Origin of the sequence: Citrobacter sp. Cy070 (assembly GCF_030332245.1) — a bacterium.
Lineage (GTDB): Bacteria > Pseudomonadota > Gammaproteobacteria > Enterobacterales > Enterobacteriaceae > Citrobacter > Citrobacter youngae.
This window is the reverse complement of the sequence record NZ_JAOWIG010000069.1, coordinates 100902-115282: the sequence shown is the minus strand read 5'-3', so window position 1 is coordinate 115282 and position 14381 is coordinate 100902. Positions and strand designations below refer to the sequence as shown.

The 14381-nt window shown below is 52.0% G+C and carries 12 protein-coding genes; 9 read left to right on the top strand and 3 right to left on the bottom strand.

The features are described 5' to 3' along the window. Positions 1 to 10: 10 nt before the first annotated feature. Positions 11 to 1276, top strand: a complete 1266-nt coding sequence (locus tag OGY19_RS12970) for an aromatic amino acid transporter (protein WP_061067148.1) — start codon at positions 11 to 13, stop codon at positions 1274 to 1276. Positions 1277 to 1734: 458 nt separating this feature from the next. Here the strand turns inward: OGY19_RS12970 and OGY19_RS12965 are convergent, their stop codons facing one another. Continuing rightward, positions 1735 to 3288, bottom strand: a complete 1554-nt coding sequence (locus tag OGY19_RS12965) for an L-lactate permease (RefSeq protein ID WP_086523567.1) — start codon at positions 3286 to 3288, stop codon at positions 1735 to 1737. A gap of 556 nt (positions 3289 to 3844) precedes the next feature. On the opposite strand from OGY19_RS12965, the gene OGY19_RS12960 reads away from it, so the two are divergent. The 3 genes from OGY19_RS12960 to OGY19_RS12950 are packed head-to-tail and all read left to right on the top strand — an operon-like array spanning position 3845 to position 6687. Next, the gene (locus tag OGY19_RS12960) at positions 3845 to 4564 is read left to right on the top strand and encodes a (Fe-S)-binding protein (RefSeq protein ID WP_005134137.1); all 720 of its coding nucleotides are present in this window, start codon (positions 3845 to 3847) and stop codon (positions 4562 to 4564) included. 10 nt (positions 4565 to 4574) lie between these two features. Then, complete coding sequence (locus tag OGY19_RS12955; RefSeq protein ID WP_115601054.1) at positions 4575 to 6002, top strand: LutB/LldF family L-lactate oxidation iron-sulfur protein; 1428 nt, start codon at positions 4575 to 4577, stop codon at positions 6000 to 6002. After that, positions 5995 to 6687: a LutC/YkgG family protein gene (locus OGY19_RS12950; RefSeq protein ID WP_115601053.1), complete on the top strand. Its 693-nt coding sequence runs from the start codon at positions 5995 to 5997 to the stop codon at positions 6685 to 6687. The genes OGY19_RS12955 and OGY19_RS12950 overlap by 8 nt, the downstream gene beginning before the upstream one ends. A gap of 49 nt (positions 6688 to 6736) precedes the next feature. On the opposite strand, the gene gntP is transcribed toward OGY19_RS12950, so the two are convergent. Beyond that, a complete protein-coding gene (gntP, locus tag OGY19_RS12945; protein ID WP_003033260.1) occupies positions 6737 to 8080 on the bottom strand; it encodes a gluconate permease GntP in 1344 nt (447 codons plus the stop codon). Positions 8081 to 8339: 259 nt separating this feature from the next. Here gntP and uxuA point away from each other — a divergent pair, with 259 nt between their 5' ends. The 5 genes from uxuA to OGY19_RS12920 all read left to right on the top strand — a co-directional run bounded on the left by uxuA (position 8340) and on the right by OGY19_RS12920 (position 13941). Continuing rightward, positions 8340 to 9524 (top strand): mannonate dehydratase, encoded by a 1185-nt coding sequence (gene uxuA, locus OGY19_RS12940; RefSeq protein ID WP_286596576.1) that lies wholly within the window; start codon positions 8340 to 8342, stop codon positions 9522 to 9524. A 79-nt stretch (positions 9525 to 9603) separates the two neighbouring features. Next, on the top strand, positions 9604 to 11079 hold the full coding sequence (locus OGY19_RS12935) for a fructuronate reductase (RefSeq protein ID WP_115601052.1): 1476 nt from the start codon (positions 9604 to 9606) through the stop codon (positions 11077 to 11079). 132 nt (positions 11080 to 11211) lie between these two features. Next, the gene (gene uxuR / locus OGY19_RS12930) at positions 11212 to 11985 is read left to right on the top strand and encodes a Uxu operon transcriptional regulator (RefSeq protein WP_003033268.1); all 774 of its coding nucleotides are present in this window, start codon (positions 11212 to 11214) and stop codon (positions 11983 to 11985) included. 638 nt (positions 11986 to 12623) lie between these two features. After that, positions 12624 to 12827, top strand: coding sequence for a hypothetical protein (locus OGY19_RS12925; RefSeq protein WP_071887314.1), 204 nt, complete (start codon positions 12624 to 12626; stop codon positions 12825 to 12827). Between the two features lie 121 nt (positions 12828 to 12948). Then, complete coding sequence (locus OGY19_RS12920) at positions 12949 to 13941, top strand: porin (RefSeq protein ID WP_115601051.1); 993 nt, start codon at positions 12949 to 12951, stop codon at positions 13939 to 13941. Positions 13942 to 14005: 64 nt separating this feature from the next. Here the strand turns inward: OGY19_RS12920 and OGY19_RS12915 are convergent, their stop codons facing one another. After that, a complete protein-coding gene (locus tag OGY19_RS12915) occupies positions 14006 to 14140 on the bottom strand; it encodes a hypothetical protein (protein ID WP_255524758.1) in 135 nt (44 codons plus the stop codon). Positions 14141 to 14381: the final 241 nt, after the last annotated feature.

The window sequence follows — 14381 nt, the reverse complement described above, 5'->3', positions numbered from 1 at the left end:
AACATTTATCATGGATATTAATGCCATTGAGCGACAGAGTAGTACCCCCGGACTGATTAGCGGAACCATGTTGGTTATCGCAACCGTAGTGGGTGGCGGGATGTTCTCCCTGCCGATTGCGATGGCCGGCGTATGGTTTCCCGGTGCGTCTGTTATTCTTCTCTTTATCGCCATCATGATGTTATTAACCGGTCTGATGCTGGTTGAAGTCAATCTGCATTATGGCGCCGGTGCCAGTTTTAATACCTTTACTCAGGATTTATTAGGCCGGAAGTGGAATATCGTGGTGGGTATCGCTTTCGGCTTTGTGCTGTATATTCTGACCTATGCCTATATCTCCGGTTCGTCGGCGGTGATGGCACAAACTGTGTTCAAATACAGCGGCGTGCGCTTTCCGGCGAATATCTCGGTGGTGATCGTCAGTATGCTGGTAGGGGCGATTGCCTGGTATAGCTCCCTACTGGTTGGACGCATCACTACCGTGCTGATTATCGGTAAGTTTGTGGCGTTCTTTGCCACGTTCTCCGGGCTGATTGGCCATATCGAAGTGGCAAAACTCATCGACAGCGTGGCGGTTGCGCTGCCCAATTCGCAGTATCTGCCGTATATCCTGATGACGCTGCCGTTCTGCATCATCTCGTTTGGTTTTCACGGTAACGTGCCGAGCCTGGTCAAACTGTATGGCACAAGCGGAGTCTCGAATATTACGCGTTCGATTATCATCGGTACGCTGTTTGCTCTGCTGCTGTATATTTTCTGGCTGGGCGTGACGATGGGTAACATCAGCCGTTCCTCATTCCCGCCGATTATCGCCAAAGGCGGCAATATCGATGTGTTTGTCGAGGCCATCAGCGGGCTGTTCACCAGCCGTTATATGGATCTGATCCTCACCTTTTTCGGCAACTTCGCGGTAGCCAGTTCCCTGCTGGCGGCGACGCTTGGTCTGTTCGATTACATCGCCGACCTGTTTCACTTCCCGGACGACGGCATGGGCCGCCTGAAAACCGCGCTGGTGACCTACTTCCCGCCAGCCGCCGTGTGCTTCTTCTTCCCGAACGGTTTTGTGCACGCGATTGGTTACGCCGGTCTGGCCTTTACCATCTGGAGTGTGATCCTGCCGCCGTTCCTGGTGAAAGCCGCGCGCAAGCGTTTTCCAACCAGCAGCTATACCGCGCCCTGTAATAACACCGTGCTTAACCTGGTGATTATCTGCGGAGCGGTTGTCTATCTGACGGTTGTTCTGGATGTATTTGGTCTGCTGCCAACGTTTCGTTAGCGCGGGGGAGTTATGTTTCTCACATTGCTACGATTTCAGCATCCGCTGATCTACCGTTTTGCGTGGCTTCGTTTGTGGGTCAGGGTGTTAAGGGCGTGCAGGCTGCGTAAGTGAAAGGAGACGTGCTTTACTCTGCGGTCGCTGCCGGATGCGGCGCTTGCGCCTTATCCGGCCTACAAAAGAGCGTTAAACGTAGGCCTGATAAGCGAAGCGCCATCTGGCGTTACACGCGGAAGTAGCGTGGTGGGATCAACGCGGAAAAGGCGTCGAACTTCTTCACCATCTTTTTCCAGAACAACATAACAACAACCCTCGATTTGAAACATCGGCGCTATTGTAGTCAGCGCCGACAAATCGTAAAGCCAGTGACGTCGTTCCGATTCCGGGTCGGTGTAAACCTTTTAGTTCACCATTGCGTCAAATACGATTGCCGCGAATTTGACGGGGTTGACAATGGCTTACGCCATAAACCAGTAATAAAAGAGACCGACTTTCAGGCCGAGGATCACTATGTAGGCACAGCAGTATTTCATGGTGCCAGACATAATCTGGTTGGCCTGACCGTCCATTTTTGTGGCTGAAACCGCAATGGCGATACTCTGCGGCGAAATCATTTTCCCTCCCGTTGCGCCAGAGGTGTTGGCCGCCGCCAGCCAGTTGGGGTCGATATGCAGTTTGCTGGCGGCAATAGTTTGCAGTTTGCCGAACAGAATATTCGAGTTGGTATCGCTGCCGGTAACAAACGTGCCCAGTGCGCCAATCACCGGGGCGAGGAAGACGTATGAGCTGCCGGTCAGATCGACAATCGACTGGGCCAGTGTGGAGATAATCCCGCTGAGATCCATCACCGTGGCCAGTGCGACGATCGCCATAATCGCCACAATGGAATTTTTAAGCTGGAAAATGGTTTTGATAAACACTTCCAGCATCCCGCGCGCGGACGCCCCCTGAATAAAGCCGCCGATAATAGTCGCAAAGATGATCAGCATCCCCGGCGTGGTCACCCATTCAACCTTCAGCGCCAGCGTTTTGCCGTCGGCAAGCGTGAAATGCAGCACCGAGGCCAGTTGTGAGGCTGCGCCTTTTATCGTCGGGAACAGCGGCGAACACAGCAGGATAAAGACAAAAATAAACAGATAGATAGAACCCACGCGGAACAACACTTTTGCCGAACGCGGAGTGGTTTCGCGGTTATGGCTGACTTCAATTCGCCATTCAGGATCGGTTTGCCCTTTGCGCAGGCGGCTAACCATCGCCACGGCAAACAGGCTGACCAGGCTACCGGCAAAGGCGGGTAATTCAGCGCCGAGATGAATAGCGACAAAATACTGCGGAACCAGCGTGGTAATACCGCAAATCAGCGTGATTAAAAATACGCCGCGAATGGCTCTCAGACCGCCGCCAATAATGCAGATAATCACAAATGGCAGCAGGATATTAAACAGCGCAAGCTGCAGAATAATGGTTCCGCCCAGAGTATAAACCGGCAGGTTAACCTGTTCTGCCAGAATAGAAACCGGGATCCCGACCGCGCCGAATGCAGTGGGAACGGTATTTGCCACCAGAGAGGCGATTGCCGCCTTCAGCGGGTTGAAACCCAGTGCGATAAGAATACCGATCGGAATGGCGACTGCTGTACCATAACCCGCCGCGGCTTCAAGAAATCCACCAAAGCACCATGAAATCAGCAGCACCTGAATACGCTTATCTTCGCTAATGCTGGCGAGAATATCGCGCAGAATATCCAGCGCTTTGGTCGCCTGCATAACGTTATAACTGAAGATGGCGCCGAGGATCACAATCACAATCGGCCATAATCCCTTCAGTGCGCCATAGCCTATCGCGGCTTTTAGATTCTGTACGGGCATCTCCCAGAACACAGCCGACAGCGCCGCGGTGAATACTAAAGAGATCAGCACGGAATAATGGATAGGCATTTTCAATTTCAATATTAAAAATACCATAAGTAGTAACGGAGAGAGTGCCAGGGCAAACATAAAGTATTCGTTCATTGCTATTCCTGATTGGTTTATTAAACCTGATTTATATTTATGGCGGGAAGGCTATATTGCCGCGTAAATAAAAGATGCAAACTGAATCGCTTCAGTGAATAAAGTAATTATGATTAATGGTTTTGTAACTATTGTAATCTTTTAATTAAAATTCAATGCCAGGTAAATATACTTAAGAGCAGGCTAAGTACCTATAAATAGTTATTTAATAACCTTTTTATTAATGGTAGTGACAGGAATAGTCAGCACCTGAAACTATTTTTAAGCTGTTCATAACGCGGTGGTTTTCAATATAAAAATGTGAGCGAGGCCGAAAGAAATAAACCAGGGTATTGCATGTACGAGTTGATTGGAGGATTATTTGATTTTGTCATACAAATGAAAATACAGTCATTTAGGATGGTCCTGATATAAGAAGCGGAAATCGACCATCTCAGGAGCATGATCCAACAAACACCATGAACCCAGACATCGGCAAAACCAGCAAACAGAAGACTGGGCGTGATATAGCGATATCAAGCGCAATAAACAGAAATGAAGCAATGGAGCAATTATTGTGAATGTAAATTTCTTTGTTACCTGTATTGGTGACGCCCTGAAATCACGGATGGCACGAGACTCCGTATTGCTGCTGGAAAAACTGGGCTGTCACGTTAATTTCCCCGAGAAGCAAGGGTGTTGCGGTCAGCCAGCCATCAACAGCGGTTACATCAAAGAGGCGATCCCCGGGATGAAAAACCTGATCGCCGCCCTGGAAGACAACGACGATCCAATTATCTCCCCGGCAGGCTCCTGCACCTACGCGGTAAAAAGCTACCCGACGTATCTGGCGGATGAGCCTGAATGGGCGCTGCGCGCCGAGAAGGTTGCCGGACGTATGCAGGATCTCACCTCTTTTATCGTCAACAAACTGGGTGTGGTGGATGTCGGCGCCAGCCTGCAGGGCCGCGCGGTATATCATCCTTCCTGCAGCCTGACCCGCAAGCTGGGAGTGAAGGAAGAGCCGTTGACGCTGCTGAAAAATGTGCGCGGGCTGGAGCTGATGACGTTTGCCGATCAGGATACCTGCTGCGGCTTTGGCGGGACGTTCTCGGTCAAGATGGCCGAGATATCCGGTGAGATGGTGAAAGAAAAAGTCTTACATCTGATGGATGCGAAGCCGGAGTTTTTGATTGGCGCTGACGTCAGCTGCCTGCTGAATATTGGCGGCCGACTGCAACGTGAAGGCCAGCCGGTCAAAGTGATGCATATTGCTGAAGTGCTGATGAGCCGCTGAGGGGAAAGAGATGTCGATAAAAACCAGCGATGTAGAATTTAAACTGCGCATTCGTCAGCAGATCGAAGATCCGATCATGCGCAAAGCCGTGGCCAACGCGCAGGAGCGTATTGGTGCGAATCGGCAGAAAATGGTTGATGAGCTAGGCCACTGGGAAGACTGGCGCGATCGTGCCAGTCAGATCCGCGATCACGTTCTGAGCAACCTCGACGCTTACTTGTATCAACTCTCCGAGAAAGTGACACAAAACGGCGGCCACGTTTATTTCGCAAAGACTAAAGAAGACGCTACCCGCTACATTTTGCAGGTCGCACAAAGTAAAAATGCGAAGAAGGTGGTGAAGTCCAAGTCGATGGTGACCGAAGAGATCGGCGTCAACCATGTGCTGCAGGATGCCGGAATTCAGGTGATCGAAACCGATCTCGGCGAATATATCCTGCAGTTGGATCAGGATCCGCCTTCGCACGTTGTGGTCCCGGCTATTCATAAAGATCGCTATCAGATCCGCCGCGTGCTGCATGAGCGTCTGGGGTATGACGGCCCGGAAACGCCAGAGGCGATGACCTTATTCATTCGCCAGAATATCCGCGAGGATTTCCTCAGTGCCGAAATCGGTATTACCGGCTGTAACTTTGCCGTGGCGGAAACCGGCTCTGTATGCCTGGTGACCAACGAAGGCAACGCGCGGATGTGTACTACGCTGCCGAAAACGCACATTGCGGTGATGGGCATGGAGCGTATCGCACCGACCTTTGCCGATGTGGATGTGCTGATCACCATGCTGGCGCGCAGCGCCGTGGGCGCGCGTCTGACGGGCTACAACACCTGGCTGACCGGCCCACGTGAGGCGGATAACGTCGACGGCCCGGAAGAGTTCCACCTGGTGATTGTCGATAATGGGCGCTCGCAGGTGCTGGGTTCAGAGTTTCGCGATGTGCTGCGCTGCATCCGCTGCGGGGCTTGTATGAACACCTGCCCGGCGTACCGCCACATTGGCGGACACGGTTATGGTTCTATCTATCCCGGCCCTATCGGCGCGGTGATCTCTCCGCTGCTCGGTGGCTATAAAGATTTTAAAGATCTGCCATACGCCTGTTCATTATGCACGGCCTGTGACAGCGTTTGTCCGGTTAAAATTCCGCTGTCAAAACTGATCCTGCGTCATCGCCGGGTGATGGCCGAGGAGGGCATTACGCCGAAAGCCGAGCGACGGGCGATCAAAATGTTCGCCTACGCCAATAGTCATCCTGGGCTGTGGAAAGTCGGGATGATGGCGGGCGCACATGCGGCGAGCTGGTTTATCAATGGCGGCAAAACGCCGCTCAAGGTTGGCGCGATTGGTGACTGGATGGAGGCGCGCGATCTGCCTGATGCCGACGGCGAGAGCTTCCGTAGCTGGTTTAAGAAACATCAGGCGCAGGAGAAAAAGAATGGATAACCGTACCGCGTTTTTAAATACCATCGCCCAGGCGCTGGGTCGCCCGCTGCGTTTTGAGCCGCAAACGGATGCCGCGCCGGTGAACAACTATGCCAATGAACGCCTGACCGAACTTAGCCCGCAGCAGCGCTGCGATGCGTTTGTCCAGTTTGCCAGCGAGGTGATGCTGGCTCGCTGTGAGCTGACTCGCGAAGACCAGGCCGCAGAAGCCGCGCAACGCCTGTGCGAAGAGTTGGGTCAGCCGGTGGTCATCAGCGGCGACAGCCGGCTGGCGGCGCTGGGCATTACCGAACGCTTGCAACAGGAATGTAACGCTGTGGTCTGGGATCCGGCGCGTGGCAGCGAAAATATTACTCAGGCCGAGCAGGCGAAAGTGGGCGTGGTGTATGCCGAGTATGGCCTGACCGAGTCCGGCGGCGTGGTGCTGTTTTCCGCACCGGAGCGTGGGCGTTCAATTAGCCTGCTGCCGGAGTCCTCAATTTTCGTGCTACGCAAAAGCGCTATCCTGCCGCGCGTGGCGCAACTGGCAGAAAAACTGCATCAGAAGGCGCAGGCCGGCGAGCGTATGCCATCGTGCATTAACATCATCAGTGGACCCAGTTCGACGGCGGATATTGAGCTTATCAAGGTGGTTGGGGTGCATGGCCCGGTGAAGGCGGTGTATCTGATTATTGAGGATTGTTGAGGCAGGATGGAAAACCGCTCTGGCGCTGCGGGCCAGAGCGGTATCGACGTTATGCAATCATGCTGATGATCAATACGATAATCAGGCCAACCACGGAGTTCACCAGCTCCAGCAGACCCCAGGTTTTCAGCGTATCCTTCACCGACAGGTCAAAGTAGCCTTTGAACAGCCAGAACGAGGCATCGTTGATATGGGTCAGGGTGTTGGAGCCTGCTGCCGTTGCCAGCACCAGTAACGCCGGGTCAACGCCAACCAGTTGACCGGTTGCCGGGTCGAGGATGGCGGCGCTGATAATCCCTGCCGCCGTCATGGCGGAGACCACGCCTTGTCCGGTTGCCAGACGAATAAGCACGGTTATCAACCACGCCATGATGTACGGAGAGATATTGCCGTGCGACATCAGCATGCCGATGGTATCGCCAATGCCGGTATCAATAATGGTCTGCTTCAGTACACCGCCAGCGCCGATGATCAGGATCACCATGGCGATGCTTTTCACCGCATTTTCAAAGGCGTTCATCACCCACTGCATGTCGTGACCACGCGCGGTACCAAACAGCACGAAGGCGACAACCATGGCGATAAACATCGCAATCGGCGATGAGCCTAAGAAGTTGACCACTTCCCACGCCTGCGTCCCTTTCACCAGCCAGATGTTGGCGATGGTGGTGGAGATCATGATGATTGCCGGGATCAGCGGTACCAGAATAGAAACACCGAAGGATGGCAGATTGTTCTGGTCAACCGGTACGTCGGCCTTCATAAATGACGGCGTTGGGCGATCGAGGTTGCCGAGGAACTTCGGCAGGATAAGCCCGGCGCAGATCACGCTCGGAATGGTCACCAGAATACCGTAGATGTAGACCATGCCCATGTCCGCGCCGTAGGCGTTAACCAGCGCAACCGGGCCCGGCTGTGGTGGGAACAGCGAGTGAGCGGTGGTGGCGGCGGCAACGGCGGGGATCGCCAGCTTGAGGAACGGGATCTTCGCCTCTGCGGCAATGACGATCACCAGCGGCGCCAGCATAATAAATGCCACTTCATAGAACATCGCTAGGCCGAAGATCAGACCAATAATGATCACCGACAGCTGCACGTAGCGCAGGCCGAGGCGCGCCAGCAGCGTATGGGCAATCTGATGCGCCGCCCCGGAATCAACCATCAGCTTACCGATGACCGCCCCGAATACCACGATAATCGCCAGTTCACCCAGCGTGCTGCCAAAACCGGATTTCATGGTGTGCAGCAGCTCCATTAAATCCATACCCGCCAGCATACCGACCGAGAGCGCCGCCAGCAGCAGGGCGACCATCGAGTTTATTTTGAATCTTAGATTGAGCACCAGCATCAGACCGATGCCGAATACGACCCACAGAATATTGAGAACGTGCATATAACGTCTACCTTTATTGGTTGAACTATTATGATTTTGGTTGAGATGTTACATATATTGGTTAACCATTGATGCGATGAATGTCACATTGCGTTACATGTTTACATTCTTACTGGGCTGCATGGCCGTAAAATGGCGGTATCATCAGCATGAATTGTGATTTGGTTAACCAATTTTGAGCTTCAGGTTGACATGTCATACCAAAAGGAGGAATTTATGTGCCATATCGTCGAGTCCATAACGTAACGAGGAATAAAACATGGAACAGACATGGCGCTGGTATGGTCCTAACGATCCGGTCACCTTAGCGGATGTACGTCAGGCGGGTGCCACAGGTGTTGTCACCGCTTTGCACCATATCCCGAACGGGGAAGTGTGGACAGTTGATGAGATCCTAAAACGCAAAGCCATTATTGAGCAGGCGGGCCTGGTCTGGTCGGTCGTCGAAAGCGTACCGATCCACGAAGACATTAAAACCCGTTCCGGTAACTATCTGCAGTGGATCGCCAACTACCAGCAAAGCCTGCGTAACCTGGCTCAGTGCGGTATTCGTACCGTGTGCTACAACTTCATGCCGGTTCTCGACTGGACCCGTACCGACCTGGAATACGTCCTGCCGGATGGCTCCAAAGCGCTGCGTTTTGACCAGATTGAATTTGCCGCCTTTGAGCTGCATATCCTCCAGCGTCCGGGCGCGGAAGCGGATTACACCGCCGAAGAGATTGCTCAGGCAAATGAACGCTTCGCCACCATGAGCGATGAAGACAAAGCGCGTCTGACCCGCAACATCATCGCCGGTCTGCCGGGTGCGGAAGAAGGCTACACGCTCGACCAGTTCCGCCAACATCTGGCGCGCTATAAAGATATCGATAAAGCCGCGCTGCGTGAGAATTTCGCCGTCTTCCTGAAGGCGATTATTCCAGTGGCGGAAGAAGCTGGCGTACGCATGGCGGTACACCCGGACGATCCGCCGCGCCCGATCCTTGGCCTGCCGCGCATTGTTTCCACCGTGGAAGATATGCAGTGGATGGTCGATACGGTCAACAGCATGGCGAACGGTTTCACCATGTGCACCGGCTCCTACGGCGTTCGGGCAGACAACGATCTGGTCGACATGATCAAACAGTTTGGCCCACGCATTTACTTCACCCATCTGCGCTCCACGCTGCGTGAAGATAACCCGAAAAGCTTCCATGAGGCGGCGCATCTTAATGGCGATGTCGACATGTACGAAGTGGTGAAAGCGATCGTTGAAGAAGAACAACGCCGTAAAGCCGAGGGCAAAGAGGATCTGATCCCCATGCGTCCGGACCATGGCCACCAGATGCTGGACGATCTGAAAAAGAAAACCAACCCAGGCTACTCCGCGATTGGTCGCCTGAAAGGGCTGGCGGAAGTGCGCGGCGTTGAGATGGCTATCCAGCGCGCTTTCTTCAGCCGCTAAAGCGAGTTGCCGGCCACCAGTCTGGCCGGCGTTTTTCTTTTCTCATCCGTTGGCCTTTCAACGGGTTCTGGAGTTCACGATGACAACGACAATTGCCAATAGCGACCTGCCGGTTGCGCGCCCTGCATGGGACCGCTCGCGCCTGCAATCCCGCATTGTTCACCTGGGATGCGGCGCTTTTCACCGCGCGCATCAGGCGCTGTATACCCATCATTTGCTGGAAACCACCGACAGCGACTGGGGGATCTGTGAAGTTAACCTGATGCCGGGTAACGACCGCGTACTGATTGAAAATCTGCGCAAGCAGCAACTGCTGTATACCGTGGCGGAAAAAGGCGCGGACAACACCGTGCTGAAAGTGATCGGCTCAATGAAAGAAGCGCTGCACCCGGATCTTGACGGCTGTGACGGTATTTTACAGGCGATGGCGCGCCCGCAGACGGCAATTGTTTCGCTGACGGTCACCGAAAAAGGCTACTGCACCGATGCGGCCAGCGGTCAGTTAGATCTCAATAACCCGCTGATTAAACACGATCTGGCGAATCCGACCGCGCCGAAATCGGCGATTGGTTACATCGTACAAGCGCTGTACCTGCGCCGTGAGCAGGGGCTGGCGGCCTTTACCGTGATGTCCTGCGATAACGTGCGTGAAAATGGGCATGTGGCGAAAGTCGCGGTACTGGGGCTGGCGCAGGCGCGCGACCCGCAATTGGCGCAGTGGATTGAAGCTAATGCGACTTTCCCGTGCACTATGGTCGACCGCATTGTTCCGGCGGCGACGCCGGAAACGTTGCAGGAGATTGCCGACCAGTTGGGTGTTTACGATCCGTGTGCTATCGCCTGCGAGCCGTTCCGTCAGTGGGTAATTGAAGACAATTTTGTCAACGGTCGTCCTGACTGGGACAAGGTTGGCGCACAGTTCGTAGCCGACGTGGTGCCGTTTGAAATGATGAAACTGCGCATGCTCAACGGCAGCCACTCTTTCCTCGCATATCTGGGTTATCTTGGCGGCTATGAAACCATCGCCGATACTATGACCAATCCGGCGTACCGCAAAGCGGCGTTTGCGCTGATGATGCAGGAGCAAGCGCCGACGCTCTCGATGCCGGAAGGCACCGATCTCAACGCCTACGCCACGCTGCTGATCGAGCGTTTCAGCAACCCGTCTCTGCGCCACCGTACCTGGCAGATTGCGATGGACGGCAGCCAGAAATTACCGCAGCGCCTGCTGGATCCGGTGCGTCTGCACCTGCAAAACGCCAGCGGCTGGCGTCACCTGGCGCTGGGCGTAGCGGGTTGGATGCGCTACACCCACGGTGTGGATGAGCAAGGGCAGGCCATTGATGTTGTCGACCCTATGCTGGCTGAATTCCAGCACATTAACCAACAGTACCAGGGCGCCGAGCGCGTGACGGCGCTGCTGGGGCTGTCTGGCATTTTTGGTCATGACCTGGCGGAAAACGCTGGCTTTGTGGAGACCATTATCGCGACGTATCAACAGCTATGTGAACACGGCGCACGTGAGTGCGTTGCGGCATTAAGCGCTGACGCATAACCTCCGAACTATGACGGGTCAATCAAAATATTGGTTTGGTTGACCCGTTTTCTGTTTTTGGCTTCCCGCAAATGCTATAGTTCGATACCTATTCCCCGTATCTGACTACACGCATCTGACGGACGTAACACGATGAAATCGAACACTTCTCAGCAAAGACCCTACCAGGAAGTGGGTGCCATGATCCGCGATCTGATTGTTCAGACGCCGTACCAGCCCGGTGAGCGCTTGCCGCCAGAGCGTGAAATTGCCGAGATGCTCAATGTCACTCGTACGGTGGTTCGCGAAGCGTTAATCATGCTGGAAATTAAAGGCCTGGTGGACGTGCGCCGCGGGGCCGGGATCTACGTGCTCGACAACGCGGACGCGCAGACTATCGACAGTACGGATGCAAATCATTGCAATGATGCGGGCCCGTTTGAGCTGCTGCAGGCGCGACAACTGCTGGAAAGCAATATCGCCGAATTTGCCGCGCTGCAGGCTACCCGCGAAGATATCGTCAAAATGCGCCAGGCGTTGCAACTGGAAGAGCGGGAGCTGGCGTCCAGTGAGCCGAACGGTTCTGAAAGCGGCGACATGCAGTTCCATCTCGCCATCGCTGAAGCCACGCATAACAGCATGCTGGTGGAGCTGTTTCGCCAGTCATGGCAGTGGCGTGAGAACAACCCGATGTGGATCCAGCTCCATAGCCACCTCGACGATACTCATTACCGAAAAGAGTGGATGGGCGACCACAAGCAGATCCTGGCGGCACTCATTAAAAAAGATGCCCGCGCGGCCAAGCTGGCCATGTGGCAGCATCTGGAAAACGTCAAACAGCGTCTGCTGGAGTTTTCAAATGTTGATGACATTGATTTTGATGGTTATCTGTTTGATTCCTGGCCGCTGGATAAAGTTAACGCCTGATTTTCCTTCCCTTTTACAACGTGGGCCATTCCGGCCCGCGTATCACTTCCCGCTGATTTTCGCTGACTATTTTCCCCGTCTGGACGCGACGTAAAATAATGTTTCCATCAATGCTGATGGCATTTTTTGCAGCGTAATTGCGGAGCGAAAATTGATATATATCAATTAAAAATAACTTATTTTCGCGTGCAAAAAAATGCACCATTTACCTTATTTTTACCTTTTCGTGCTTATTTTTCGACAAAACAGGTCAATGCGAAGTGAGAATCACACTGATTTGCCCAACGGTTAGTGCCGTTAATGTGTACTTAAGGGCGTATAAAAACAGAGGGTTTAGATAAAAGTAGACATTAATCACGCTCTGTAACTTATTGGTCAGAATGATGTTTTGTTTACGCAGGTTGATTACTCGTCCAGCCTCTCCCATTTTAATCAAATGAGTAAGAACAAATATTCGTAAAGTAAAAATTACACATTATTCTACAATCAAGTTATCTTTCATTTGAAATATCGTTCCACTTTTTTTTGGTTTATTAACAGTTTCATTACTATTTTGATTTTTTTTTGCCGTTGACATGTTTTTACACTGACTGCATATTTCATCGCCATAAGCGTGTTATTGCGTTCAGGAGTTAAAAATGCCTTCTCGAGATTATCCCGATATCCGAAAAGCCAGAGGGACCCGATCTAAAGATATGGTTCTTTTAAGTGCCCGTGTTGATACTTCTCTTTGGGAATATGTCCGAACACTGGCATTTGAAACGCGTAAAAGTAAACAAGACATTATTGCGGAAGCATTAATGTTGCATCGCTCAGTTAATGAGAGTGAAAGTCTCGAGTAATTATCGCTGTCCGGTTTTGATTGAAAATCCAAAAATGAATTATGTCTTGCCACTTCATTATTACCTTCATTGGTATTTTTTTTGGTGTGTTATTGGTATTGCCCCTTAATCCATAGCTGCAATGGCATTAGGGGTAACCTCCGTTCATGCAGCGGAAATTTATAATAAAGATGGCAACAAATTGGATCTGTACGGCAAAGTAAAAGCGGTACATTCCTGGACTGATGGTAAAGATGCTGATGGTACTTACGCGCGTCTGGGTTTTCGCGGTGAGACGCAAATCAACGATCAACTGTCCGGTTACGGCCAGTTTGAAAGTCAGTTTGATGCCGCCAAAGCAGAAGGTTCTCAGGATGGCGTTAATACACGTCTGGCGTTTGCTGGCCTGGATTATGGTCATGACGTCAGTTTTGACTACGGTCGTAACTATGGCATCGCTTACGATGTGGGAGCTTATACTGATACTCTTTCAGAGTTCGGCGGTGACTCCTTTGAGGATACTGACCGTTTCCTTACTACACGCACTTCTGGCGTTGCAACACTCCGCACCAAAAATCTGTTTGGTGCCGTTGATGGTCTGAACATCGGCGCGCAATACCAGGGTCAGGATGACACCAATGGAAATCCGGCTAAGCAGCACGGTAACGGCTACGGCTTCTCCCTGGGCTATGACAATATTGCGGATTCCGGTGTTTCTGCCATTGCGACCTACACAAATAGCTCAATTACCGCAGACCAAAAGAAAGGCAATAAAGACGGTAAGTGGGAAGGCAATAACGCTGAGTTCTGGGGCGCTGGCCTGAAATATGACGCGAATGCTATCTACGTTGCGACCCTGTACGGCGAGTCCCATAATCTGACTCAGGGGGTTGATAAAGCACAACATTTTGAAGCGATGGCTGCCTGTGTGTTTGATTTTGGCCTGCGTCCGAACGTGGCATACGTGCATACGCGTGACACCAATAACAACACGGATAAGACCGAATACGTTGCGCTGGGTACTGATTACTACTTCAACAAAAACATGGTGGCTGATGTGGGTTACAAAATTAACCTGCTTGATGGCAAAAACGACGATAACCAGGTTGTTGCTGGTCTGACTTACCAGTTCTAAGTTTTTGTGATGATTGAACAAGGCGTCTTTAGTAAGACGCCTTTTTTACATATGCTTTTGAGACTCACATCGGTTGGTTTTGTTCCGTCTGTAGATCGCTAAATAGCCATTTCCAGATATCCACTTTTACCCATGCAACGGCACAGAGAATGAGGTAAAAAAGAGGATTATGCGTAATGGAAATACGCATGACTTCCATCGGAAACTTTCCAGAAGCCCACTGCCACAAGAAAACGGTTGTTAGCAGAAATATAATCAACAATCCTGCTGCACCAAATAGACCAAAGTTTTTATAATCGCCTACCGTGCTAATTAAACCAGCCAGAATAATCAACCCAAGTATGAGTTTTTTAACCTCGACATGTGCTCTTCCCGCAAGTGCTGTTGCAATTTAAGTAATATGTCCATTTTTACGCATGTGCTATCAGCAAATGTATATA

Excerpts from the sequence above, each read along its gene's own strand:
- OGY19_RS12970 (WP_061067148.1), top strand. The coding sequence starts at position 11 with ATGGATATTAATGCCATTGAGCGACAGAGTAGTACCCCCGGACTGATT.
- OGY19_RS12965 (WP_086523567.1), bottom strand. The coding sequence starts at position 3,288 with ATGAACGAATACTTTATGTTTGCCCTGGCACTCTCTCCGTTACTACTT.
- OGY19_RS12955 (WP_115601054.1), top strand. The coding sequence starts at position 4,575 with ATGTCGATAAAAACCAGCGATGTAGAATTTAAACTGCGCATTCGTCAG.
- OGY19_RS12950 (WP_115601053.1), top strand. The coding sequence starts at position 5,995 with ATGGATAACCGTACCGCGTTTTTAAATACCATCGCCCAGGCGCTGGGT.
- gntP (WP_003033260.1), bottom strand. The coding sequence starts at position 8,080 with ATGCACGTTCTCAATATTCTGTGGGTCGTATTCGGCATCGGTCTGATG.
- uxuA (WP_286596576.1), top strand. The coding sequence starts at position 8,340 with ATGGAACAGACATGGCGCTGGTATGGTCCTAACGATCCGGTCACCTTA.
- OGY19_RS12935 (WP_115601052.1), top strand. The coding sequence starts at position 9,604 with ATGACAACGACAATTGCCAATAGCGACCTGCCGGTTGCGCGCCCTGCA.
- uxuR (WP_003033268.1), top strand. The coding sequence starts at position 11,212 with ATGAAATCGAACACTTCTCAGCAAAGACCCTACCAGGAAGTGGGTGCC.
- OGY19_RS12925 (WP_071887314.1), top strand. The coding sequence starts at position 12,624 with ATGCCTTCTCGAGATTATCCCGATATCCGAAAAGCCAGAGGGACCCGA.
- OGY19_RS12920 (WP_115601051.1), top strand. The coding sequence starts at position 12,949 with ATGGCATTAGGGGTAACCTCCGTTCATGCAGCGGAAATTTATAATAAA.
- OGY19_RS12915 (WP_255524758.1), bottom strand. The coding sequence starts at position 14,140 with ATGGAAGTCATGCGTATTTCCATTACGCATAATCCTCTTTTTTACCTC.